The organism is Bilifractor sp. LCP21S3_A7 (assembly GCF_052118825.1).
GTDB lineage: Bacteria > Bacillota > Clostridia > Lachnospirales > Lachnospiraceae > Bilifractor.
In genome coordinates, this window is record NZ_JBQKGL010000015.1 from 1 (window position 1) to 24,008 (window position 24,008).

The 24,008-nt window shown below is 50.5% G+C and carries 19 protein-coding genes and 1 tRNA gene; 16 read left to right on the plus strand and 4 right to left on the minus strand.

Translation table 11 applies throughout. From position 1 onward, the window contains the following. Nucleotides 1-168 precede the first annotated feature (168 nt). From ACTQ1O_RS12360 to ACTQ1O_RS12370, 3 genes are all read right to left on the minus strand, one after another. Nucleotides 169-1,596, minus strand: coding sequence for a sensor histidine kinase (locus ACTQ1O_RS12360; protein ID WP_441487524.1), 1,428 nt, complete (start codon nt 1,594-1,596; stop codon nt 169-171). 234 nt (nt 1,597-1,830) lie between these two features. Next, a complete protein-coding gene (locus tag ACTQ1O_RS12365) occupies nt 1,831-2,502 on the minus strand; it encodes a response regulator transcription factor (RefSeq protein ID WP_441487525.1) in 672 nt (223 codons plus the stop codon). Between the two features lie 141 nt (nt 2,503-2,643). Continuing rightward, nucleotides 2,644-3,909 (minus strand): hypothetical protein, encoded by a 1,266-nt coding sequence (locus tag ACTQ1O_RS12370; RefSeq protein WP_441487526.1) that lies wholly within the window; start codon nt 3,907-3,909, stop codon nt 2,644-2,646. A 242-nt stretch (nt 3,910-4,151) separates the two neighbouring features. Here ACTQ1O_RS12370 and ACTQ1O_RS12375 point away from each other — a divergent pair, with 242 nt between their 5' ends. The 15 genes from ACTQ1O_RS12375 to ACTQ1O_RS12445 all read left to right on the plus strand — a co-directional run bounded on the left by ACTQ1O_RS12375 (nt 4,152) and on the right by ACTQ1O_RS12445 (nt 22,860). Next, the gene (locus ACTQ1O_RS12375) at nt 4,152-5,657 is read left to right on the plus strand and encodes a MurT ligase domain-containing protein (protein WP_441487527.1); all 1,506 of its coding nucleotides are present in this window, start codon (nt 4,152-4,154) and stop codon (nt 5,655-5,657) included. Between the two features lie 21 nt (nt 5,658-5,678). Continuing rightward, on the plus strand, nt 5,679-6,434 hold the full coding sequence (locus tag ACTQ1O_RS12380; protein WP_441475667.1) for a type 1 glutamine amidotransferase: 756 nt from the start codon (nt 5,679-5,681) through the stop codon (nt 6,432-6,434). 91 nt (nt 6,435-6,525) lie between these two features. Beyond that, a complete protein-coding gene (locus tag ACTQ1O_RS12385; protein WP_441475666.1) occupies nt 6,526-7,425 on the plus strand; it encodes a cation diffusion facilitator family transporter in 900 nt (299 codons plus the stop codon). Nucleotides 7,426-7,921: 496 nt separating this feature from the next. After that, nucleotides 7,922-8,353: a division/cell wall cluster transcriptional repressor MraZ gene (gene mraZ, locus ACTQ1O_RS12390; RefSeq protein ID WP_441487576.1), complete on the plus strand. Its 432-nt coding sequence runs from the start codon at nt 7,922-7,924 to the stop codon at nt 8,351-8,353. A gap of 22 nt (nt 8,354-8,375) precedes the next feature. Continuing rightward, nucleotides 8,376-9,320, plus strand: a complete 945-nt coding sequence (gene rsmH / locus ACTQ1O_RS12395; RefSeq protein WP_441475665.1) for a 16S rRNA (cytosine(1402)-N(4))-methyltransferase RsmH — start codon at nt 8,376-8,378, stop codon at nt 9,318-9,320. Nucleotides 9,321-9,345: 25 nt separating this feature from the next. Then, nucleotides 9,346-9,882, plus strand: a complete 537-nt coding sequence (locus ACTQ1O_RS12400; protein WP_441098775.1) for a hypothetical protein — start codon at nt 9,346-9,348, stop codon at nt 9,880-9,882. Nucleotides 9,883-10,153: 271 nt separating this feature from the next. Continuing rightward, complete coding sequence (locus ACTQ1O_RS12405) at nt 10,154-12,421, plus strand: peptidoglycan D,D-transpeptidase FtsI family protein (RefSeq protein ID WP_441487528.1); 2,268 nt, start codon at nt 10,154-10,156, stop codon at nt 12,419-12,421. 156 nt (nt 12,422-12,577) lie between these two features. Beyond that, nucleotides 12,578-13,528 carry a phospho-N-acetylmuramoyl-pentapeptide-transferase gene (mraY, locus tag ACTQ1O_RS12410; RefSeq protein WP_441098773.1) on the plus strand — a complete coding sequence of 317 codons (951 nt, stop codon included), beginning with the start codon at nt 12,578-12,580 and terminating at the stop codon, nt 13,526-13,528. Between the two features lie 95 nt (nt 13,529-13,623). After that, on the plus strand, nt 13,624-14,994 hold the full coding sequence (gene murD, locus ACTQ1O_RS12415) for a UDP-N-acetylmuramoyl-L-alanine--D-glutamate ligase (RefSeq protein WP_441487529.1): 1,371 nt from the start codon (nt 13,624-13,626) through the stop codon (nt 14,992-14,994). A gap of 11 nt (nt 14,995-15,005) precedes the next feature. Beyond that, nucleotides 15,006-16,658: a hypothetical protein gene (locus tag ACTQ1O_RS12420; protein ID WP_441487530.1), complete on the plus strand. Its 1,653-nt coding sequence runs from the start codon at nt 15,006-15,008 to the stop codon at nt 16,656-16,658. A gap of 175 nt (nt 16,659-16,833) precedes the next feature. Further along, a complete protein-coding gene (ftsZ, locus tag ACTQ1O_RS12425) occupies nt 16,834-18,012 on the plus strand; it encodes a cell division protein FtsZ (protein WP_441475682.1) in 1,179 nt (392 codons plus the stop codon). A 323-nt stretch (nt 18,013-18,335) separates the two neighbouring features. Then, a complete protein-coding gene (gene aroD / locus ACTQ1O_RS12430) occupies nt 18,336-19,568 on the plus strand; it encodes a type I 3-dehydroquinate dehydratase (protein ID WP_441487531.1) in 1,233 nt (410 codons plus the stop codon). 233 nt (nt 19,569-19,801) lie between these two features. Then, nucleotides 19,802-20,617, plus strand: a complete 816-nt coding sequence (locus ACTQ1O_RS12435) for an FHA domain-containing protein (RefSeq protein WP_441098769.1) — start codon at nt 19,802-19,804, stop codon at nt 20,615-20,617. 14 nt (nt 20,618-20,631) lie between these two features. Then, on the plus strand, nt 20,632-21,696 hold the full coding sequence (locus ACTQ1O_RS12440) for an AAA family ATPase (protein WP_441487532.1): 1,065 nt from the start codon (nt 20,632-20,634) through the stop codon (nt 21,694-21,696). Beyond that, nucleotides 21,697-22,860 (plus strand): GTP-binding protein, encoded by a 1,164-nt coding sequence (locus ACTQ1O_RS12445; protein WP_441487533.1) that lies wholly within the window; start codon nt 21,697-21,699, stop codon nt 22,858-22,860. A 232-nt stretch (nt 22,861-23,092) separates the two neighbouring features. Here ACTQ1O_RS12445 and ACTQ1O_RS12450 read toward each other — a convergent pair. Then, a tRNA-Arg gene (locus ACTQ1O_RS12450) sits at nt 23,093-23,166 on the minus strand. A gap of 294 nt (nt 23,167-23,460) precedes the next feature. Here ACTQ1O_RS12450 and ACTQ1O_RS12455 point away from each other — a divergent pair. Beyond that, the gene (locus ACTQ1O_RS12455; RefSeq protein ID WP_441487534.1) at nt 23,461-23,820 is read left to right on the plus strand and encodes a metal-dependent transcriptional regulator; all 360 of its coding nucleotides are present in this window, start codon (nt 23,461-23,463) and stop codon (nt 23,818-23,820) included. Nucleotides 23,821-24,008 lie beyond the last annotated feature (188 nt).

The window sequence follows — 24,008 nt, forward strand, 5'->3', positions numbered from 1 at the left end:
CAAAGAAACTTCCCGTAGCCATAAAGTGAAAGCCAGCGCCTTGAGACGCTGGCCTAGCAACACGGGCTTATAGCCCGGACCGAACCACCCGTTTCACGGGTGGCGGCGATTGTGTGAACAGGCGGGCAGTTGTCAGGAATCTGCTGCCTTCTTCAGCCGGGAAAAGTCTCAAAGAGTTACGTGGAAGGAGATATCCGGTTTCCTGTAGCTGATGAAGATCTTGCCGTGATGGTTTTCTACGATCTGCTTTGCCATGGAAAGACCGATGCCGTAGCCGGATTTTTTGCTGTTGTGTGAGGTGTCCTCGCGGTAAAAACGGTCGAAAAAGCGGGTGTAATCTGTACCTTCGCCATCTGCGTAGGTATTGGTTACGGTGAGGTGGATGCCCTTGCCGTGATTTCTCGGGTGCAGGGTGAGGAAGACGGTGCCGCCTTCGTCACAATATTTCGCGGCGTTGTCCAGTAGGATATTGAACAGCTCTGAGAGTGCACTCTGATCTCCGGTAAAGTGAAGCTCGTCGTCGATCACGGTTTCGAGATGCTTGCCCTGCTGTTCGATGACCGGCCGGAAGTTTTCTGCGGATTGTCTTGAGACTGCTGACAGATTCATGTCTTCCGGATGCTTGAAACTGGTTTCCTGCATCCTGGTAAGTGTGATCAGGTTGTTCACAAGTCCGGTCAGGCGGGAAACCTGGTTGCGGATGCTGGTGGTCCACTCATTTTTTCCGTTGATCATCTCCAGGACCTCGGCATTGGCGGAGATCACAGTGAGCGGCGTCTTCAGCTCGTGTCCGGCATTGGTGATGAACTGTTTCTGGCTTTCGATGTTGCGGGCGATGGGCTGTACGACTTTCCGCGAGATGAAGGTGATGATAATCAGAAAAACAATCGTGCAGAATATGGCGAAGATGATCGAGTACCGGGAGAACATCTGAAAAGAACGATAATCGTTTGTGGAATCCATGAAAACGAGAATATAGGTTCCGTCTTCAGCGGGCTGTCCGTAATAGGAATAGATCATCTGGTTGTAATGGATCATTCCGCTGTTCTGACCAGATGCATAGCAGGATTCGGCAAAGCTGCGGGTTTCTTCCTCTGTGAGAGAGGAAATATGGTCGTTTTTCATGGTGAGAATGTGACCCTCTGCGTCAAAGATTGCGGAAAAATACCGGATCTGATAGCTGCTCTCGGGGGTCAGCTCCAGATATTCTGTCTTTGTGCTGTCCGGACCGATTTTCAGAGCACGGAAATATTCGCGAAGCCTGTACAGAATAGAGTTGATGTTGATGGTGATACCGGTTTCTCCTGATGTCGAAGACGAAGAGCCGGATACCGTACCGCTTTCCGATGAGACATCCGGGGAGGCGTCGTAATCGTGGTAATCCGGATCGTTCTTTTTCAGATAATCCTTGTATTCATTGAGCGTGATGGATGGAAGCTCGCCGCCGTTGTCCGCGATATATTGCAGCTCATCGTGTATATCGGACGATCTGTTCAGATAATTGAACAGGTTGACGGGGATGAGCAGAAGAACCATCAGGATGATGATGGCAAGGGTAGAATAAAGGATGAACTGGTGCTGTAATTTCTTGATCATTCCGGACTCCCTTTCAAAGTAAAATGCCATACGATAAATTGCGCCACATACAGTATAAGCTGCGGAATTGCTCCGCGCTTTGCACTCCCGCAATCCCACAGATAACCGACTTTGCGTTCACCCCACCGCTTCACACTTTGTGTCAGCGGGTGTGGCTCGCTGCCGGGACACATTCCATTACGTGCCGCTTGCGCGTTTATTTACGTGCCTGGGGCGGTCGGCCCGCTTCGCTGATTATCTGAATTGACGCAGCACGTAGGTTCCGCCGTGTTCACCGGCGATTTCGATATCTGCCCGGATTGCCTGAAGCTTGTTGCGCAGATAGCAGACATATACCCATACGATCTCCGGATCCTTATCAGTATTATCGCTCCAGATATGGTCGAGGAGTTCCTGCGTCGTCAGCTCTTTTCCTGCGTTCAGCATGAAAAATTCCATCATCTTTGTCTCTTTGCCGGCCAGGCGTATGGAGTTGTGACTGGAGAGCTCCTGCTCATCGGTATTCAGCGTGACATCTCCGAGGCGAAGCTGCTTTGGGGTGTAGGACTCGGAGCGGCGGGTGAGTGAGCGGATCCGGGCGAGAAGCTCGCCCATTGCAAAGGGTTTGGTCAGATAGTCGTCGGCACCGGCGTCCAGACCGGTGATACGGTCGTCAATTTCTGCCTTCGCCGTGAGCATGATGACGGGCGTCACGTTGCCACGACTCCGCAGAACCCTCAGGGCTTCGATACCGTCCATCTTCGGCATCATGATGTCAAAGATCATGCAGTCATAAGGGGCAGCCGCTGCTTTTTGTACGGCTGCTTCACCGTCATAAACTGCGTCAATTTCGTAACCTGCGTGTGAAAGAACCGCGACCAGTGCGCGGGAGAGATCTGGTTCATCTTCTGTCAGTAATAATTTCATTCTATCTATATGGCTCCTTTCTGCTGTTATCTTGCTGCGTCGCCCATCGGGTCCGGGATGCTCATGATCGGGCATGAGGTGCCTGACAGGCCTGAAATTTCCATCGGGTCTGATGCATGTCAGGCAGACGGGCTCTTTGTCTTACTGCTCTTTAGCGGAGCCTTCGTTGATCAGAGCGCGGATCGTCTGCATAGAGACGTCGCAGGATGCTAGTTCATCCGCGCACCGCTTCAGTTCAGAGGTGATCATCGAAGCATTGGATATGTTCTGCTTGTACTTGAGCTGGTGTTCAAGACTTGCCCACATGTCCATCGCAATGGTCCGGAGCTGAATCTCGACATAGTATTCTCCCGGGAAATTTCCTCGGACATCCTCATACGGAACGGCAGCCTTCAGAATCATATGGTAACTCCGGTAACCGTTTGGCTTGGCGTTTCGGATGTAATCCTTTTCTGTTATAACAGTCAGATCAGAGGATGCTTTCAGGTGACGTATGATGGCGTAGATGTCGTCGATGAATCGGGTCACGATGCGGATACCGATTGCATCAGTGATGACATTGAGCGCGGAATCGGGTGTCTCGGGCAAACCTTTCCGTCTGCATTTCTCACGCATGCTTTCCTCGCTCTTGATCCTGGCACTGAGATGTTCATAGATACCTTCGCCCTTTTCGGAACGAAAACTGTCGTTATAGGCGCGGATGCGGTCGGTCATGCTGTCCATCACAAACTTCAGCGCGGATTTATATTTTCCGTAAACGGAGTCTTCCGTATCCGCGGTCTGCGGCTTCGGCTCGGCGTCCTTCGTATCCGTGGTCTGCGGCTCCGGCCCGGCGTCCTTCGTATCCGCACTCTGCGGTTTTGGCCCGGCGTCCTTCGTATCCGCACTCTGCGGCTTAAGCCCGGCGTCTGTCGTGTCAGTGCATCTTGTCTGAACCCAGTAGGCACCCATGCTCTGACCGGGCTTTCCGGTGACTTCGTCATTGAGATAGGCGGAAAGATCCGCATCTTCCGGTTTCCAGGAAAGAGCAGCTTCCACGGTCGGGAATTCGATTTCAGCGTACCAGAATTCCGTTTTCTGTCCCTCGTCGACATGATTTACTTCAAGATGGCTGCCGTCCGAAAGCAGATATGTCCTCCGGATTTTCGGGATCAGTGGGAGATGGATGAGATCCTCCAGCTGTCGGAATTTGTCTTCTGAGATGGAAAGCTCGATCTCCTTTCTGGCAAGTGTCCCTGAGGATTTGAAGCAGAGAATATAATCCGTATCTCCTCCGCTTCTGGATTCCTCCCGGATCCGGACGGTCGGCGTGACCGAGAGATATCCCTGACGCATCCGATATTCAAAAAGAAGAGGGAGGGGCTTCTCCGGCCACCCCTTTACCATCCATTTTCTCTCAATTTCCATATGGTGTTCCTCGTTTCTGTATGTTCTGTGTTTTGGATTATGGCATACACGTTTTTTTCTGCGGTTTTATTTTAACATGGAAATGAAAGGATTGTGTGAAATAATAATCACGTCCTGAAATCTTGAAAACGTGTGGGGCATGTGCTATGGTAAGGTTGTTTTTTACGTTTATTCAGGGGAAAAGGCACCTTACCTGCACGGGGAAGTGTACTTTCATGACTATATAATAAGGAAGAAGAACTATGGCAAATCTTTTAAAAACCATGCTTGCCGTCGGGGCATGCAAGGCATCGAGGACGGCTCTCCGGATGATGCACCGTGGAGGTACGACGACGCCGGGCCGGCTGGCTATGAAGATCGATGGTGATATTCTGGAGACGGTTTCCCGGGACATGGAAATCATTGTGGTGACCGGAACAAACGGGAAGACGACGACTTCGAATATGATCGATCACGCGCTTTCGGGCAGCGGCAGAGAGGTGCTTGCGAATAAGTCCGGGGCAAATCTGCTTCCTGGCGTCACAGCGGAGTTTACCTCGAACGCGACGGCGACAGGCAGACCGAAAAAGCACTATGCAGTGATTGAATGCGATGAGGGCGCCCTCAAGCAGGTGGTTCCGAGGATACATCCGAAGGTGATTGTCGTGACGAACCTGTTCCGCGATCAGCTTGACCGGTACGGTGAGGTCATGCATACACTTGAGGAGATACGTAAGGGAATCCGCCTGGTTCCGGACGCGATTCTCTGCCTGAACGCCGATGATTCCCTGACGGCATCTCTGGCGCTCGGCGTTCCGAACCCGGTGACGTATTTCGGTATCGACTGTCCTGTCGGAGAACAGAAAAATGTGGAGATTTCTGACGCAAGATATTGTATCCGGTGCGGCACAGAGTATGAGTATGATTACCATACCTATGCGCATCTGGGAGGGTTCCGCTGTCCGAAGTGCGGATACCGCAGGATCCGTCCGGGGGTTGCCGTGACCGGGATCGAGAAGGTATCTTCCTCAGGAAGTGTTGTGCGGATGCGGTTCGGAGCAGACGGGAGTACGGACGCCGCCGCAGAAGATGGCAGGATCAGAGGAACAGCCGACGGGACAGAAGGCGGCAGGGACAGAAGCAACACTGCCGGGGCAGAGGAAGGCAAGGGCAGAGACACCGCCGCAGAGACGGAGCAGGAGGTCACAATCGGGCTCCCGGCTGTCTATAATATCTATAACGGTGCAGCAGCGATTGCCGCGTATCAGGCAGCGGGCTTTGAACGTAAGGAGATCATCGCTTCACTGGCGGATGTGCACAGCAGTTTCGGAAGAATGGAAACCTTCCGGCTCGGAGAAGTTCCGGTCCAGATGATTCTGGTGAAGAATCCGGCCGGGTGCAATCAGGCCTTGTCTTATCTCTCCGGACTCGGTGAGGATTACCAGGCGGTCTTCTGCCTGAATGACCGGACTGCGGACGGACATGATATCTCCTGGATCTGGGATGCGGATTTTGAAAAGGTCTGTCGGGATCCGCATATGATGCATGCTTTCGTTCTGGGAGACAGAGCGGACGACATGCGCCTGAGGCTGAAGTACGCGGACGCTGAGGAAGAGGACGTAGAGAAGGTGTCAGATAATGCGGCGCTGATTAAAAAGCTGAAGAAAAGCACGGTTCCGGTATTTATTCTTCCGAATTATACATCCATGCTTTCTCTTCGGGCGGCGCTCGGAGCGATTACCGGGAAACAGGAATTCTGGAAAGGCTGACAAGGAGAGGAAGGTTGAGCTATGAGTGAATTGAAAATCTGCCATCTCTATCCGGAAGTGCTGAATCTGTACGGAGACCGCGGAAATATCCGGTGCATGCAGAAACGGCTGGAGTGGAGAGGCATTGACGCGAGCATTACGCGGGTCGGCCTTGGAGATCATGAGGATCTCTCCCAATATGATCTGTTCTTTATCGGCGGCGGCCAGGACTTTGAACAGGAGGTTCTTTTGAAGGACCTGAAGGCAGGAAAGGCGGACGCGATCCGTTCAGCCATTGAGGACGGAAAAACATTTCTGTGTATCTGCGGTGGTTACCAGATGCTCGGACATTACTATGAAACCTATGACGGAGTCAGATGTGAGTTCCTGGGCGCAGTTGATTTTTATACCAGGGGCGGAAGCACCCGGATGATTGATAATTATGCCTTCCGGCTGGATGCCTCCTGTGGCGGAAGCACGGTTGTCGGTTTTGAAAATCACAGCGGCAGAACATATCTGGGCAAGGGCGTGAAACCGCTCGGTACGGTTTTGAAGGGTTATGGAAACAATGGAGAGGATGGAACAGAGGGCGTGCATTACAGGAATGTTTTCGGTTCCTACAGCCATGGGCCGGTGCTGCCGAAGAACCCGGAGTTCTGTGATTTCCTGCTGAAAACGGCGCTGGAACGGAAATATGGAAGCTTTGATCTGGAGCCGCTGGAGGATGCTTTTGAAAAACAGGCCCACGACAGCGTTCTTGCTGGCGTAATGGCCGGCACCGCCGGAGCAGATGACTGAGCACATTTGGATTGAAAGAGCCCTGGAGCCTGAGATGCCGGTGATCGGTGAGCTGGTATAGTGAGCTGGTATAAATTGGAGACATCTGTGTATGCAGGAGAAAAAACTGAAAATTGAAAAGGTCGCGATGCGGATCTCTTTTATCGGGACAGTGGCATTTGCTGCCGCCGAGTTCCTGATTTTTCTGATCGCGGGTTCGAGAGCGGTTCTGATGGACTTTGTCTTCGATTTCGTCGACGTGATTCTCATCGGACCGCTGATGGTTCTGATTCCGTTTCTTTATAAGCCGGCATCGGAACGGCATCCGTACGGGTACGGACAGGTGGAGTCGCTGTTTATTATCATGAAGTACCTCGCTCTGGTAATTGTGGATATCGATCTTCTGTACGACAATATCCGCACAATAATCGGCGGAGGGCAGATGATCGATGCCGGTGCCGTCTTTCTGTATGAGATGATTTCGAGCATCGGCACGCTGGCGATGTGCCTGGTTCTGAAGCACCTCAGCCGCAAGTATGAGTCCATGATCATCGAGGCGGAGATCTACTCCTGGAAAATTTATGTATATACCAGCGCAGGACTTGCGCTGGCCTTTCTTTTGACTATTTTCCTGAAAAAAACGCCGTATGCATTTGTCACGCCCTACATGGATCCGGTGATTGCGTCGGTGATGGCGATTGTCCTGATCATCCGTCCGATTCGGGAAATTGCGGCGAATACCCGTAATCTTCTGCTGTTCTCGGCGCCGCCGGAAACCGTTGAGGAGGTACGTGCGGTAGCTGAGGAGGAGCTGCGGAAATATTCATGTGATATTAACTTCCTCGAGGTTATCCAGACCGGACGAAAGACATGGGTGGAGATTTACATTGACAGCGAGTCGGATGTTGTGGTTTTGCGTCATCTGCATCTGATTCGTGACGCGATTCGGGAGAAACTAAAGGATAAATTTGATCAGTACTATGTGGAGCTGATTCCGGATATTCCGAATTGACAAAAGAAGATGACGTGAGCTGATTCCTGATATTTCAAATTTGACAGTAGAAATTGATGCGAAGGAGGCATTGCCTTTGACAGAATTTCTCGGAGCGGCCGGAATCATAGCCGCATTGTAACAGGATGCCGTCATTGCTCCGGTGAATGGCACGATGTACAGGATTTCCGGCGGCTGATCATTGCTATCGCCTTCCGGGGCAATGTTCCGGCGCGCCGCTTCACTTACGACAAGGCGGATGCTGACCGAAAGTGGCACATCCGCTACATCATGTGTCAGAGTTGACACGAAACACAAGATAGACCGGCCCTGTAACGGGGCCGGTTTTTTCACATAATTTTCGCGAAAACCGGTTGATTTTTAGGGGGCGCAAGACTAAAATGGGAACATAGGTGGTGATTTGTGGTGAATTGTGGTGGAAAAGGGAGACCAGAACACTTCTTGGGGAGGAAGTGGAGGACTCTCTGCCACGATCACGAATGAGGTTATTGTTTCTATGTTCATGGGTGAGTACAGCCATACAATTGACAGCAAAGGAAGACTGATCATCCCATCCAAGTTCAGGGAGGAGCTTGGGGAGAACTTTGTCCTGACAAGAGGATTGGATGGGTGTCTGTCAATCTATCCGGCTGCATCATGGAAAGCCTTCGAGGAGAAACTGGCCGAATTGCCACTTACAAGTAAAGATGCAAGAACCTTCACCCGTTTCTTTGTCAGCGGAGCAACAGGCTGTGAACTGGACAAGCAGGGGAGAATTCTCGTGCCGGGTACGCTGCGGGAATATGCAGGTCTGGAAAAGGATGTGATTCTGGCCGGGAACCTGGATCGCATTGAAGTCTGGAGCAAGGACCGGTGGGCGGATAACAACGATTACGAAGACATGGATGCCATTGCGAAGGGACTGCAGGATATTGGAGTGTCAATCTGAAGTCTGATGCAGGAGCTGGGATATGGAATTCAGTCATAAATCGGTATTGTTAAATGAGACCATCGAGAATCTGAATATTAAGCCTGACGGAATCTACGTGGACGGCACATTAGGGGGTGGCGGACACGCGTTTGAAGTTTGCAAGCGTCTTACAGGTGGGGGAAGACTCATCGGGATTGATCAGGATGCTGACGCGATTGAGGCGGCCGGGAATCGTCTTATGGAATATAAGGATCGGGTAACGATTCTCCGGGGCAACTATCACGAGATGAAAAGCATGCTGACAGATCAGGGCATTGCCGGCGCAGACGGTATATTGCTGGATCTTGGTGTATCTTCGCACCAGCTGGATGATTCAAGCCGTGGATTTACCTACCGGGCAGACGCCCCACTGGACATGAGAATGGACCAGAGGCGTGAGCTTTCTGCTTATACGGTCGTAAACACCTACAGCAAAGAGCAGTTGTATCAAGTGATTCGTGATTATGGTGAGGAGAAATTTGCCGAGAATATCGCCAAACATATCTGTCTGGAGCGGGAGAAAAAACCGATCCGGACAACCGGAGAACTTGCCGGTATCATCAAGGCCTCTATTCCGGCCAGAATGAGAGCGACAGGCGGACATCCGGCGAAGCGGACGTTTCAGGCGATCCGTATAGAGGTTAACGGTGAACTTGATGTTCTGAAAGATTCGCTGGACAGCATGATCGGTCTGCTGAATGAGGGCGGAAGAATCTGTGTGATTACGTTTCATTCTCTGGAGGACCGCATCGTCAAGAACATTTTCAAAAGAAATGAAAACCCGTGTATCTGTCCTCCGCAGTTTCCGGTCTGTGTATGCGGAAGAAAGTCAAAAGGTTTTGTAGTTACACGAAAGCCTATCGTTCCGTCGGTAGAAGAAATGGAAGAAAATCCCCGCTCGAAGAGTGCCAAGCTCAGGGTATTCGAGAAGCGAAGCGCAGGATGATTTCCCTGAATACAGGATAGCAGGAATGGCCAGAAGAAATACGAAATCATATACAAATGCAAAACGAAGGGTAAATTCGATAAAATCGGGTTCGGCAAAGTACTACAGACTGCAGGAATCATATGAAGACGGTAATGCCGTCCGAAGTTTCGAGGAAGAGACAGAGGAGGACATTATTGAGGAGGTAAAGCCGAAGGTGAGTGAGCGGACAAAGAGCAACCGCGCCAGGGCGAAGAATATGAGCGCCGGATATGTTCTTTTTCTTTCCGCAGTATGTATCGTCACGGTTTTTCTCTGCATTCATTATCTGCAGCTCCGCTCTGATCTGACCAATCAGACAGAGGAAATCGCCTCGATGCAGAATGCGCTCAGTCAGCTTAAAGCGGATAATGACGCATATTACAAGGAAACCATGGCATCACTGTCGATGGATGATGTGAAAGATACGGCATTGAATAAGCTGAATATGCATTACGCAACGGAATCCCAGATTCGTTATTACAGCGCAGAGGATGAGAGCTATGTGCGTCAGTACCAGAACTTATCGGAAGACGATGGCTGATTCGGATGAGTCGGGAGAGAAAAACGACTGCGAATCGCCGATGGATCCGGGATGCTGAATGGAAAACGAGACAGGCAGACATTATTATGTTATAATTTCAGAACCATGTGAATTGATCTGAGAAGACGCGCCGCTGTCGTCAGACAGTGCGTATCCGCGGCTTCCCAGATTAGTTCATATGGTTCTGATGTTTTTTGCACAGAAAAGTATATTTAGGGACTGCTTTTCCCGGGAAAAGACAGATCTGTGCGCCTGAAAAAGGAGATTTGATTTGAGCAGAAGAACGAATCGAAGAGAACGTCTGGAAAAGAGAAGAGAGCGACGCATGCGTCAGCGCCGGATCGGACACAGGACGAGCAGAAAACTTGTGGGTCTGTTCCTTCTGGTTGTCCTATGCCTGGCGGGGCTTGCCCTTCGGATTACTTATATCAACGCCTCTCAGGGAGAGCGGTATGAAAGAATCGTGCAGACACAGGCACAGCAGCAGTACTCGAGCTCGACGATTCCTTATCGGAGAGGAGATATTACAGACCGGAACGGGACAATTCTGGCCTCAAGTGAGAAGGAGTACAATGTCATTCTGGACTGTAAGGTCGTGAATACTGAGGTGAACGGTCTGGACGGGACTTCCAGCCAGACATATCTGGAGCCTACGGTAAAGGCACTTGTCAATGTTCTGGGAATTGATGAGGCTTCGATTCGTAAGCTGCTTACGGATGATGAGACAAAGAACAGCCAGTATCAGATTCTGAAGAAAGGATTGTCCATCACGGACAAGCAAAAATTCGAAGAATACACAGATGTGACCAGTGAGGAAAATGCGAAACTCACCGATGAGGAGAAGGAAGAAAGGGAAGACATCAAGGGAGTCTGGTTTGAAGAAAATTATGTCCGGACGTATCCGCTGAATTCGCTTGCCTGCGACACGATCGGCTTTACCTATGACGGCACAACCGCGGACTGGGGAATTGAAGGATACTACTCAGACATTCTCAACGGAGTCGACGGAAGACAGTATGGATATTACACCGATAACGCGGATGTAGAGCAGTCTACTATTGCCGCGAAGGACGGGGATAACGTCGTATCCACGATCGATGTTAATGTCCAGCAGATTATCCGTGACGCGCTGGAAGCGTATGAGAATGAGCAGGCAGATAATGAAGAGAAGAATAACGGCGCAAAAAATGTAGGTGTCGTTGTGATGGATCCGAACACTGGAGAAGTTCTGGGCCTGGATTCCGATAAATGGTATGACCTGAATAACCCGCGTGATCTGACTCCTTTCTATTCCGAGGAAGAGATCAAGAAGATGAGCAATGACGATATGATGGATGCTCTGAGCAATCTGTGGCAGAACTTTACCATATCAAATGCTTTTGAGCCGGGATCGGTTTACAAGCCGATCACTGTCGCAGAGGGATACACGACCGGAGTTCTGAATGATAATTCCACCTTTATCTGTGACGGGGGACAGCAGGTGGCCGATAAATATATTGCCTGCGAGGGCACTCACGGGCAGGTTACGGTTGACGAGGTAGTGAAGTATTCCTGCAACGATGCGCTGATGCAGATTGGCGCATTGATTGGCGAGAAGAACTTCCTCAAATACGACAACATCTTTAATTTCGGCATGAAGACCGGCATAGATCTTCCCGGGGAGAGCTCGGGCCTCCTGTTTGACGCGGATACCATGGGACCGGTCGAGCTGGCAACATCCTCCTTCGGGCAGGGATTCACTGTAACGATGATTCAGGAGGCCGCTGCGATCTCCGCAGCCATCAACGGCGGCTATTATTATAAACCGCACGTCGTTAAGCAGATCACGGATGAAAATGGTGCTGTGGTTCAGACCATTAACCCGGTTCTTGAAAGAAGGACGAACACCGAGGCGGTGAGTGAGAAGGTCCGGGAGGCCATGGGAACGATAATGGAGTATGGCGGAACCGGCTATGTGGCAAAAATTCCGGGCTACAGCATGGGAGGAAAAACAGGAACCGCAGAGACGCTTCCGCGGGGCAACAACAAGTATATTCTTTCCTTTATCGGATTTGCGCCGCTTGACGATCCGAAGGTTGTGGTCTATGTTACGGTTGATGAGCCGAACGCAGAGAATCAGGAATCTTCATGCTACGCCGAAAGCATTGCCCGGAACATCTTCACGGAGCTTCTTCCATATATGAATATCTTCCCGGATGAAGACGGGTACACTGCTTCAGATGTCGAGACAGGCTTTGTAACTACTGCGCAAATGATCAACAAGGAGTTCTCGATTGGCGAGAATGGCCCGATTTATACGACAACGGGAGGTTCAGCTTCCGGAAATGCCACACCTTCTGGAAATGGAGAGACGGATGCGTCTACGACGGAGGCGGGAGAAACTGTGACTGGCAATGATACAACCGTAGGAACGGCACAGGATGGAACGGATCTGCCGACCGTGGACATCGGTTCGGAGGATACCGAGAGCGGGAACGATTACTTTACCGATGGCGTCAGCAATGAAGACCTTTCAAATTACCTGGCGGAGAATCAGTAATGGAATATATCCCGCAGGCGGTTGACAGGATGCGCAAATTATGTAATATATGTGTACGGCACAAGGACTGCGAAAAAATAGTCGGAGTGTTAACTGACCGGGCTTTTTCGGGGCGCCGGTCAGTTATCATATGAAATCAGGAGTGGGAGACAGAATATGAGATGGATTGAATTTTTACCGGTATTTATAGCGTTTCTGGTGACTGCGGTCTGCACAGGACTGCTGATTCCTTTTTTGAATCGCAAAAAGGTAGATCAGACAGAACGGAAGGAGGGCGTTGCATCTCATCTGAAGAAGGCGGGAACACCGACGATGGGCGGTATTGCGATTATCGCGGGAATTCTTGTGGTGGCGCTTCTCTATTTCCGGTCAGAGCCGGCCATCGTCCCGATCATGATACTGACCTTTGGCTTCGGACTGGTAGGCTTTCTGGATGACTTTCTGAAGGTGGTACTTCACCGTTCCGACGGACTTATTGCATGGCAGAAGCTGATTCTTGAATTTGTTGTGACCGCCGTCTTTCTGTATGTGATGGTGCATGTGTACGGTGTTTCCCTTTCCATGCTCGTTCCGTTCAACACAGCGGCATCTGTCGATTTCGGGGCCTTCAGTATTCCATTCGCTTTTCTTGTGATTCTCGCGACGGTGAACGGTGTAAACTTCACCGACGGTCTGGACGGGCTTGCATCCTCCGTCACGATTGTGGTTGCACTGTTCTTCTCGGTATCGTCGATGATGCTTTCCGGCGGAATCACGCCCGTTACCTTTGCTGTGGTCGGCTCTCTGATGGGATTCCTTCTGTTCAACGCTTATCCGGCGAAGATCTTCATGGGAGATACCGGATCTCTGGCGCTGGGCGGCTTTGTTGCCGGGAGCGCGTATATGATGAAGATGCCGCTGTACATTCCGATTGTCGGATTTATCTATGCTTTTGAGCTGGTGTCTGTAGCGCTTCAGGTAACGTATTTCAAGCTGACCCACGGAAAACGGATCTTCAAGATGACGCCGATTCACCATCATTTCGAGCTTTGTGGATGGTCTGAGACCAGGATTGTGACAACCTTCACGATTATTACGGCTCTGCTCTGCCTCCTCGCCACAAAGTAATACGGCGAGTCAGGGGCAGGCACAGAATTTATCAGAGGTAAATATCCAGGCTCCGGAAACGGGACCGTCATTTCAGAATAGGAAGGGACATGGACATGGAGTTAAAGGGAAAGAAAGTACTAGTATTCGGATCCGGAAAAAGTGGTATCGGTGCAGCGCATCTGCTTCTGGCAAGGGGAGCGGTGCCGGTGATCTACGATGGCAATGAGAAAGCTGACCGGAAGGAGATTCTGGATAATGTTGGCCGGGATGTGGAGATCATTCTTGGCAGTCTTCCGGATGAGAAGGCGAAACAGATTGATCTTGTGGTCATGAGCCCGGGAGTTCCCTGCGACATACCGGTTGTACAGGATTTTTACGCGAGAGGAATTCCGGTCTGGGGAGAGATCGAGCTTGCTTACAGGATCGGCAGGGGAAAGGTGCTCGCTGTCACAGGAACGAATGGAAAGACGACAACGGTAACGCTTCTGGGCGAGATTATGAAGGATTATTTCCCTGAGGTCTATGTAGTCGGAAATATCGGGACACCCTATACGGACGTGGTCCTCGGGCAGAGCGAGAATGCGTGGACGGTGGCGGAAGTCAGCAGTTTCCAGCTGGAGACCATCGACAGTTTTCATCCGGTTGCATCGGCGATTACAAATATTACGGAGGATCACCTGAACCGGCATCATACGATGACGGAATATATTCGATGCAAGGAGCGGATTGCGGAAAATCAGACCGAGGAAGATATCTGCGTTCTAAATTATGAGGACGATATACTTCGTGAATTCGGCAGCAAGGTAAGAGCAAAGGTGATCTATTTTTCCAGTCGCAGAGTTCTGAAACATGGAATATATCTGGACGGCGGTACGATTTACATTGCGGATGGCAAGGAAAAGCTTCCGGTAGTCCGGACAGATGATCTTCAGCTTCTCGGTCTTCATAACTTTGAAAACATCATGGTTGCTGTTGCCATGGCGTATCACGCAGGTGTACCTGTGGAGAGTATCCGTAAGACGGTATGTGCTTTCAAGGGAGTTGAACATCGCATAGAGTATGTGGCCGAGGTAAACGGCGTAAGATACTATAACGATTCTAAGGGCACGAATCCGGATGCTGCCATTAAGGGAATTCAGGCGATGAACCGGCCGACCTGTCTGATCGGGGGCGGTTTCGACAAGGAGCTGGCTTTTGATGAATGGATCAAGGCGTTTGACGGTAAAGTAAAGTTTCTCGCACTGATCGGACAGACAAGAGAAAAGATCGCAGAGACGGCAGTGCGGCTCGGCTTCCCGAAGAAGAATATTGCTTTCTTCGATAACCTGGAGGAGGCGACGAAGGCTTGCGCGAAACATGCGGTTCCCGGAGATGCCGTTCTGCTCTCTCCGGCGTGTGCGAGCTGGGGCCAGTTTGACAATTACGAGCAGCGTGGAGATATGTTCAAACAGTACGTCAGAAGCATGTGCGAATGCCACGAATAAAGGAGTTCGTTTTGGATCAGGAAAAAAGAGGACATCAGGAAAAGAAAAAACGGGAGAGGATCCGGAGGAAAAAACTGCGGATTATCCTTGCGGCTGTCGGAGGCCTTCTGGTGTGCTTCGTGATTTTCATCGGCGTATTTTATGTTCCGGATCAAAATGCGGAAGTGACAGGGAGTTCGCGGTATACGGAAAAAGAGATCAGGGAGATGGTGTTCGGAGGCTTCGCGGATCGGAATTCTCTGTATCTGTGCTATGTGAGAAAGACGATTAAGCCCGAAAACGCACCGTTCATCTCATCTATACATGTGGAATACATGGGCCACAGCAGTGTCAGGCTCGCGGTAAATGAAAATTCTCCTGTTGGATATATTCAACAGGACGGAATCAACTATTATTTCGACGCAAACGGAATCGTGCTGGAGGCGGTTAAGGACGATAATCCAACGTCTGACGAGGAGGAGACAGAGTCCGTGGTGTCTTCGTCATCGGTTTCGGCTTCGTCTGTTTCTTCCTCTTCGGTTTCTTCATCCGGCACGCAGAAGACCGATTACAAGTCGCTCGGCCTTACGGCGACGCTGGTGGATCTCAACGGCGACGGCGTTCCCGAGACAGATGCGGATGGAAACTGGCTTGTGGACACTGATAGCGACGGGATGGTTGATCAGACAACTTCTGGTGTCGGACTGATTGATATTGACGGCGACGGCGTTCCGGATATCACACAGACAGACTACGACAATGCTAAGACGGCAAAAGAAGAGGAGAAAAAGCAGAAAGCCCAGACATCTGGGGCGGCAGCTGCAGCAGATTCCTCTGCGAACCGGACGGAGAATGGATCAAATGTACTTCAGGCTGTTTCATCCGGGTCTTCCGAACCTTCTGGCGATTCTTCCGCTGACACAGAGTATCATCCGGCATTGACGGATGTAACAAGGATTATCGGACTAACCGATAAGAAACTGACCGTTGGAAAGGCCGTTCCGGTTTCAGACAATAGCGTCTTTTCTACAATTCAGGCCTTGAGCCGGCTGATCAGCAAATTTGACATCAGACCGGACAAGATCGCGTTTGACAATGACCAGAATATTACCCTGTATTACAACGATGGAAAGGTGAAGATCCTTCTGGGAAAGGATACCCTTCTGGAGGACAAAATGTCGAAGGCTGCAGCGATTTTGCCTCAGCTTTCGGGAATGGAGGGAACGCTTCATCTTGAGACCTATACGGAGGATACGGTAAATATCATCTTTGATACGACGGAGACGGGGAAGAATTCCTCCGACAGTTCCGGAAGTACGGGAACAGTGACTGCTTCCGGAAATACGGCAGATGCTGGCAATACGACCGCTGAGGGAACCGACACTGCGGACGAAAACGGCGGAACGGCAGATACGTACACTGCGGGCGGAGACGGAAGCACGAATGCCGCATATGGAGACGCAGACACAGGGAATGCGGGCGGAGACGGGAGCACGGATGCCACATATGGTGAAACAGACACCGATGGCACCGGCGGAGCTGGAGACACGGACGCCGCATATGGAGACACAGACACAGGGAATGCGGGCGGAGACGGGAGCACGGATACCGCATATGAAAATGAAAACACCTATGACGACGGGACAGACGGAACGGCGGATGGCTATGGCGGAGCTGCATACTGATGACTGTGGCTGCCTACGTTTTTTTGAAAAAGTGTTGAATATTTCCTGCGAAGACTATATTATAGGAAGTGTGTTGTTTTCTTTGATTATAAGGAATGAGGGAAGATAAATAATTGGCAGAAGACCTGCTTCAGGTTTCTGGTCAGATAAAGGAGGAAGCATTTTGTTAGAGATTATGACGAACGAGGCTGAATCTTCAGCAAAGATTGTGGTAATTGGTGTCGGAGGCGCCGGCAACAATGCCGTAAACAGAATGGTAGACGAGTCCATCGGAGGGGTGGAATTCGTTGGAATCAATACAGATAAGCAGGCACTGACACTTTGCAAGGCACCGACTGTTCTGCAGATCGGCGAGAAGGTTACAAAGGGACTCGGAGCAGGAGCAAAGCCTGAGGTAGGACAGAAGGCTGCAGAGGAGAGTGCGGACGAGATCAAGAAGCTCGTGGAAGGCGCCGACATGGTATTCGTCACCTGCGGTATGGGCGGCGGAACCGGAACCGGTGCTGCTCCGGTGGTTGCAAGTCTGGCAAAAGAAGCCGGATGCCTGACAGTCGGTGTGGTTACCAAGCCGTTCCGTTTTGAAGCAAAGCAGCGGATGACAAATGCTCTTTCCGGTATCGACAGACTGAAGCAGAATGTAGACACATTGATTGTGATCCCGAATGATAAGCTTCTCGAGATCGTGGATCGCCGCACGACTATGCCGGAGGCACTGAAGAAGGCGGATGAGGTGCTTCAGGAGGCAGTACAGGGCATTACGGATCTGATTAATGTACCCGCGCTGATCAACCTCGACTTCGCGGATGTACAGACGGTTATGAAGGACAAGGGGATGGCGCATATCGGAATCGGTGCTTCCAAGGGCGATGACAAAGCACTTGAGGCGGTTCAGGAGGCAGTTCAGTCCCCGCTTCTTGAGACAACGATTGAGGGTGCTTCCAATGTCATCATCAATATCTCAGGAGATATCAGCCTGATGGATGCCAATGACGCTGCCAGCTATGTACAGAATCTCGCCGGTGACGACGCAAATATTATCTTCGGCGCGATGTATGACGACTCCACGCCGGATACCTGCAAGATCACGGTGATTGCGACCGGACTGGATGATGCATCTGCCAGAGTAGCAAATGTAAAGGACGCAGAGGCGGAGAAAATCGAGAAGACAGAGCCGACGATCCTCGGTTCCTCACAGAACCGCAGAAGCGGAGCCGCAGCTAAGACTGCACCTTCCTATTCCATGCCGAGCTTCACGATTCCAAAGCAGACCGCTGCACCAACCACGTCGAGACCGACAGCCCCGAAGACACCGAAGAAGGATATCCAGATTCCGGATTTCCTCCAGAAGCACTGAGATAGGGAGCGAAGAGAGGCGCATTTTTCCTCCGCAGGGAATAAGGATATTTTTCCGGTTCCTGCATGGAAGGAAGATTTGTGTCTGATTCAGGAGAAGAACGACAGATCTCAGAGATACCAAATGGGATCATAATTATCGAATTAGATAAATAATTAAGAGATTTTACAGCCCGGAACCTATCCGGGCTGTTTTAGACTGCAGATATTATCGTCGAGGTTCTGCTGCGATAGCAGGAAGTCCGGCGATTCAGGGGCAAAGGAGAAGATATGTGGTTCACAAGACGAAGAAAAAGAAATACATTTTTAGGAAGAAAGAACAGGATGGCAGAAGGCCAGAATACTGTGGATGAAAAGGAATCGACGGCAGGACGTGATGAGGAAAGTCTGTCGTGCGGGAATTCTGCGGAAATGAACCTGGAGAAAAAAACACCCGAAGAGTATTCGGAGAATGTGAATCCGTCAGACCAAGTGAACGTGACAGCAGAAGAACCTGCGGACCATGAGCCTGCGGAGGCTGAGAGCGAACGGCAGAAAGAGGGCGAAAATATCCGGTCTGTAGATGATGAGAATGGGCTGCACGGAGAAAACAAGAATGAGCTGCCCAGAGAGAACGGGAATACGCTGTCCGGAGAGAAGAGCGTAGAGAAGACAGATGATCCTGAAGCGGAGAAAGACGCGGATGTGCGATCGGATCATAGGGGACAGGAAATGAGACGAAATAAAGTTCACGAGAAAAAACAGCGTTCGCTCTATGAGTGGCGCCGTGAAAAGCCTGCAAAATCGCCGAAGCCGTTGAAGGCAGTCAAGAAACCGGTGCATCTGAAGAACGGAGTGATTCTGGGAGAGGGACTGCCGAAAATCTGTGTTCCGTTAACCGGGACAGGAAAGGATGAACTGGAAGCACAGGCACGAGAAGCTGCTGCGGCGTCTCCAGATCTTGTGGAATGGCGTGCCGATTATTTCGAGGACCTTGGAGACGTGGAGAAGGTGGCGGAAGTGCTTATGTCCCTACAGGAAATTCTGGGTGAGACTCCGATTCTCTTCACCATCCGCACGAAGAGAGAGGGAGGCAATGGACAGCTGACGCCGGAAGAATACCGGTCACTGCTTCTGTATGCGGCCGGGCGTCCGGAAGTTTCTCTGGTTGATATTGAGGGACTGAATCCGGAGATCAATACAGAACTCCTGATTTCCGAGGTCCATCAGCTGGGGATGCCGGTAATCGCGTCCTGGCACAACTTTAGCAGAACACCCAAAAAACCGGAGCTGGGCCTTGTGTTTGACAGACTGTCACGAACCGGGGCGGATGTGCTGAAGGTGGCAGTCATGCCAAAGAAGGCAAAGGATGTGCTGCGGCTTATGAGTGTTACCGAGGAGAAGAACCGTCAGTTCCCGAGTCCGCTCGTGACGATGGCAATGGGAGACCTTGGGAGGCTCAGCCGCGTGAGCGGAAGAATTACCGGATCAGTGCTGACCTTCGGAATCGTCGGAGACGCATCCGCGCCGGGACAGCTTCCGGTCGAGGAGCTCCGGGAGATGCTCAGGGCTATCTGATAAACAGAGTATTCGTTTCGGGATGGTTTCAATACACCCGCAAGGCCGGAAACGCTGCGAATGACAGCATTTTATTTCCGGCGTTTTCGGAGCGTTTCGCTGGTGTTTTCGGAGCGTTTCGCTGGCAGTTGTATAATTTTGTGAACTGATGTACAATGACTCTGGCTGATATCTGAGGAGGGGCGGAAAACAGCTGAAATCTTACAGACAGAGGATGTAGTATGAGGGATTTTTTGATTAATTCAGAAGAACTGCTCGATACGAGGGCCCTTGCCTTTGTGAATGGACAGGGAGCAGACTACGGATTGTTTCCGTGCTTCTGGATTCATTATAACGAACGAATCAAGCTGGCTTTTTTCCCGGAACGTTACAGAACGCTCGGGGAGGCGACGCAGGATATGGATCTCAACGAGGTGACAAAGGCGGCTCAGGCGCTGCTTGAGAGAGTGAGTGCTCTGTCAGAGCATGAGGAAATTTCACTGGAGAATGTCATCTGGGATACGGACAGCATTTATCTGGATGACGGAGGACAGGTGTATCTGATCTGCCTTCCGGCAACCATCCCTGAGGAGTCCAGGCATAGCGGTATCTATATGAAGCGGCTCTATTCCCTGATAGAAGATCTGGTATCGGATCGCGATGGCGGTGAATTTGTCTGCAGGCAGATCGCCTATCAGAAGCAGCAGAATTTCGGCGACTGGAAGAGCCTTTCCACTGCTTTGGAGCAGCGGTCTCCGGCTGAGCTCGACAACGAAAGTCTCACATTGAAGAGCATTAACACACCGCATCCGCTTACCTTTATCATCCGACAGGAAAAGTTCCGGATCGGGACAGATCCGGGGGAGGCGGACGGACTGATCACAGATGTGGATACAGTCAGTCCGGTTCACGCGATTATCGGTTGGAATGGCATCAATTATTATGTCAGTGATATGAACAGCGAAAATGGCACATATATCAATGATCAGAAGATTGCCCCGAATACGGAGATTCCGATTGGTGAAGGTACTGTTATTCGTTTCGCGGATTATACATTTAACGTAGAGTGAGGGCAACAGTGATTATGGAAGGTAAAAAACCGCAGCTGATCATAATAGACACCGATTCAGGATTTCTCAAACGGTATGAGGAGGATATCATCAGACGGTATTCTGTGAATGCCGAGGTTCAGGTTATCACGGATCCGGGATTTGTGGATGCCTACTTTTCGACGGAGCAGGACCCGGATCTGATGCTGATCGATGAGGCTTCCTATGGAGACGGCAGTCAATTTGAGGGGCATTCGATCGGCAAGATCTATCTGCTTGTTCCGGAGGTCGAAATGACAAAAACATATCCGGACAATGTGACGGTTCTGGTTGAGTTCATGCCTAAGGAAGAGATTTTCGAGAAGATCGATATGGCCCTTTGGTCAGAAGATGAGGCGGAATCTGCCGCACAGGCGGAGGATGTGACGCCGGCTCCGAAGCAGACAAGGGTGGTTGCCGTTTATTCTCCGATCGGGGGATGCGGGAAAAGCCTCGTGTGTGTGGCCCTTGCAAGAAAACTTAAGATGCTGGACCAGAAGGTGCTTCTGGTCGGATGTGATGACACACAGAGCCTGTCCGTATATCTTCCAGGAGAGAATTACGCCTCTCCGGAGCTGGCGGAAAAGCTGATTCACCCTGACGAAGATACCTACTGGACGATTCTTCAGAACATCAAGACGGATGTCGTTTCGTATCTGCTTCCGTTTGAAAAATCCCTGGGGATGATGAATATCGGCCTGGAGGAATTCGATGTTCTGATTCACACGCTTGTGGAGAAGCAGGATTTTGATTTTATTATTCTGGATATGGGGACCCGTCTCACCCGGGAGATCACGGAGAGACTGAATAAGATAAAGGCATTGATTCTGCTGACCGAGGCAAATGTTCTGGCAAACCGTAAAATGCAGAAACTGCTGAAAAACAGCGAGCTTCTGCCAAAATGCCAGTGCATGATCATCGCAAACGAGTATCAGTCGGATGACACCAGGGTGCTGAGGGATAAGGTTTTCGGGACTATCTCACCTTACCCGAACTGGGAAAAGGCACTGGAGGATCCGGTTTTCTACCGGCTTGCGCTGGCTCTGGAGGAGAGTGTGTAGATGCAGGTTAAGATCGATCTGATCACCGGCCTTCTTGGTTCCGGGAAGACGACGTTTATTATCCGGTATGTGCAGAAGTTTCTGCGAGAGGGAAAGCGTGTCTGCATTCTGGCGAATGACTATGGGGCAATCAGTGTGGACAGAGCGCTGTTGACGGAGGCTTTGGGAGAGGCATGCGATGTGGAGATGGTCACGGCCGGGGATTGGGACTGCTATCGCAGACGATTCCGGACGAAGCTGATTTCCATGGGCATGCTTGGCTATGACAGAGTCATTGTGGAGCCGTCCGGAATTTTTGATACGGATGATTTTTTTAACATACTCAATGACAGCCCGATCGACAGATGGTATTCGCTGGGGAATATTCTGTGCATGGTGGACGCGCATATACCGGAGCGGCCGGATGACACATGGAAGTATCTGTTCACTTCGGAAGCGGCAAATGCCGGCCTTCTGGTTGTATCCAGAGCGCAGGAGATTCCCGGATTTCCGTCTGTTAAGACATCGGAGGAAATCTGCGGCAGTATTCTCAGCCTGCTGAATGAGGGATCGGAGAAATACAAACTAAACAGGAATTTTCGGCAGGAAGATATTCTTGTCGCTGACTGGAACCGGCTTAGCGATGAAGACTGGAAGAGGATTCTGGAAGCCGGACACCGGAAAGGGGATATGGTTAAGCTTCCGATCGCAGAAGACGGCAGCTATCAGACCCTTTTCTATTATCACATTTCCAGACCCGTTCCGGAAGTATGCTCGCTTATTGCCGGTTTGTTTACCAATGAGGAAAAATACGGAAGAGTCATCCGAGTCAAGGGATTTTTCCACGCGCCGGGACTGAATAAACCGGAAGGATCTTCCGGATTGGAGAAGAATGACCGTTGTGAAGATGACCATTGCAGGGATGATTGTTGTGATGACAGCAGTCGTGCGGATAGCGGTTGTTCGGATGGCAGTTGCGCGGATGGCGGTTGTTCGAATGGTAGTCGTGCGGATGACAGTTCTGAGGATAGCTGGTATGAGATTAACGCGACTGCTGAGCACACGGAGATCAAGCCGACATCATTCCGGAAAGAGGTGATGATCATCGTGGGAGAGCGTCTGAAAGGCGCGGAGGTCGGACTGGCCTTCGGGGAGACCAGAAGTGTCACATACTATGATGTATGATACATGATATGTGAGATGCATCATGAGATACATGACGTGCGGGACACATGATGTGCGGGATATATAAAAATATATGAGAGATAAGGGAAAAGAGCCTGCCGGCGATCGGGTGAAAGGGCTCTTTTTTGTGTGCGGTGAAAAGGAAAGGAACACGCAAAAGGGTTCACAGGTGTTCCGTGATACAAAAAAGCTTCCGATCTCTTCAGAAAATCGGAAGCCTTTCATCTTGTAGCGTGTGATAGAGGATTCGAACCCCCGGCCTTTTGGTCCGTAGCCAAACGCTCTATCCAGCTGAGCTAATCACACACGGCTGTTTTTCAACCAGCGATGATTATCTTAACGCATACGAATTGTTTTGTCAATAGATAAATTAAAAAAACATAATCTTTTATTGACAACAGATATGGAGAAGTATAAACTTTACAGAGGTTAATAGCATCTAATATATATATGAGACAACAAATATATATTCGTATATATTATACTGCGTACAGGACATTTACCATTGATTCGACACCATTATAAGACCAATATGACACCATATGTTTTGCTGATCAGCAAACCGCACTGCCGGTTGTTGTTTTCGATGGAGGAGAAGGGATGATTACAGATGCGATGCAGGACTACTTATACACAATCCTGAAGCTTGAGGAGGACCGGGAGGAGGTGCGTTCCATAGATATTGCGAACGTATTGAAATTCTCCAGAGCCAGTGTTCACAATATGCTCCAGCAGCTGGAGGGAGAAGGGCTGATTCATATCTCACCCCGAAAGAAAATATCTCTGTCTGATTCGGGAAGCTCCATTGCCTGCGCGTATTGTGACCGGATTACATTTTTGTGTAAGATGCTGACAGACGCGGGAATAGAACCGGAGGAGGCACAGCAGGAGGCGAGAGCAATGGCGCGTTGTCTGAGCGAAGCATCCTACAAGGCACTCAGTCACTGCGACCGCAAATGAGAAGTATTTGTCATCTCTTCGAAGTACAGTATGTGGTGTTGTCTTAAGTGTGCTGTTTATTGCATGACGGTTTACCAAATGCAATTCTGTTCACAGCTGATCCTGCTGCAGAGATCAGGACAATCTGCATTACTTGCATATCTGTGTACAACTAATGTCTGGGTTGACAAACAGGAAATGAGCTTGTA

Excerpts from the sequence above, each read along its gene's own strand:
- ACTQ1O_RS12360 (WP_441487524.1), bottom strand. The coding sequence starts at position 1,596 with ATGATCAAGAAATTACAGCACCAGTTCATCCTTTATTCTACCCTTGCC.
- ACTQ1O_RS12365 (WP_441487525.1), bottom strand. The coding sequence starts at position 2,502 with ATGAAATTATTACTGACAGAAGATGAACCAGATCTCTCCCGCGCACTG.
- ACTQ1O_RS12370 (WP_441487526.1), bottom strand. The coding sequence starts at position 3,909 with ATGGAAATTGAGAGAAAATGGATGGTAAAGGGGTGGCCGGAGAAGCCC.
- ACTQ1O_RS12375 (WP_441487527.1), top strand. The coding sequence starts at position 4,152 with ATGGCAAATCTTTTAAAAACCATGCTTGCCGTCGGGGCATGCAAGGCA.
- ACTQ1O_RS12380 (WP_441475667.1), top strand. The coding sequence starts at position 5,679 with ATGAGTGAATTGAAAATCTGCCATCTCTATCCGGAAGTGCTGAATCTG.
- ACTQ1O_RS12385 (WP_441475666.1), top strand. The coding sequence starts at position 6,526 with ATGCAGGAGAAAAAACTGAAAATTGAAAAGGTCGCGATGCGGATCTCT.
- mraZ (WP_441487576.1), top strand. The coding sequence starts at position 7,922 with ATGTTCATGGGTGAGTACAGCCATACAATTGACAGCAAAGGAAGACTG.
- rsmH (WP_441475665.1), top strand. The coding sequence starts at position 8,376 with ATGGAATTCAGTCATAAATCGGTATTGTTAAATGAGACCATCGAGAAT.
- ACTQ1O_RS12400 (WP_441098775.1), top strand. The coding sequence starts at position 9,346 with ATGGCCAGAAGAAATACGAAATCATATACAAATGCAAAACGAAGGGTA.
- mraY (WP_441098773.1), top strand. The coding sequence starts at position 12,578 with ATGAGATGGATTGAATTTTTACCGGTATTTATAGCGTTTCTGGTGACT.
- murD (WP_441487529.1), top strand. The coding sequence starts at position 13,624 with ATGGAGTTAAAGGGAAAGAAAGTACTAGTATTCGGATCCGGAAAAAGT.
- ftsZ (WP_441475682.1), top strand. The coding sequence starts at position 16,834 with ATGACGAACGAGGCTGAATCTTCAGCAAAGATTGTGGTAATTGGTGTC.
- aroD (WP_441487531.1), top strand. The coding sequence starts at position 18,336 with ATGGCAGAAGGCCAGAATACTGTGGATGAAAAGGAATCGACGGCAGGA.
- ACTQ1O_RS12440 (WP_441487532.1), top strand. The coding sequence starts at position 20,632 with ATGGAAGGTAAAAAACCGCAGCTGATCATAATAGACACCGATTCAGGA.
- ACTQ1O_RS12445 (WP_441487533.1), top strand. The coding sequence starts at position 21,697 with ATGCAGGTTAAGATCGATCTGATCACCGGCCTTCTTGGTTCCGGGAAG.
- ACTQ1O_RS12455 (WP_441487534.1), top strand. The coding sequence starts at position 23,461 with ATGATTACAGATGCGATGCAGGACTACTTATACACAATCCTGAAGCTT.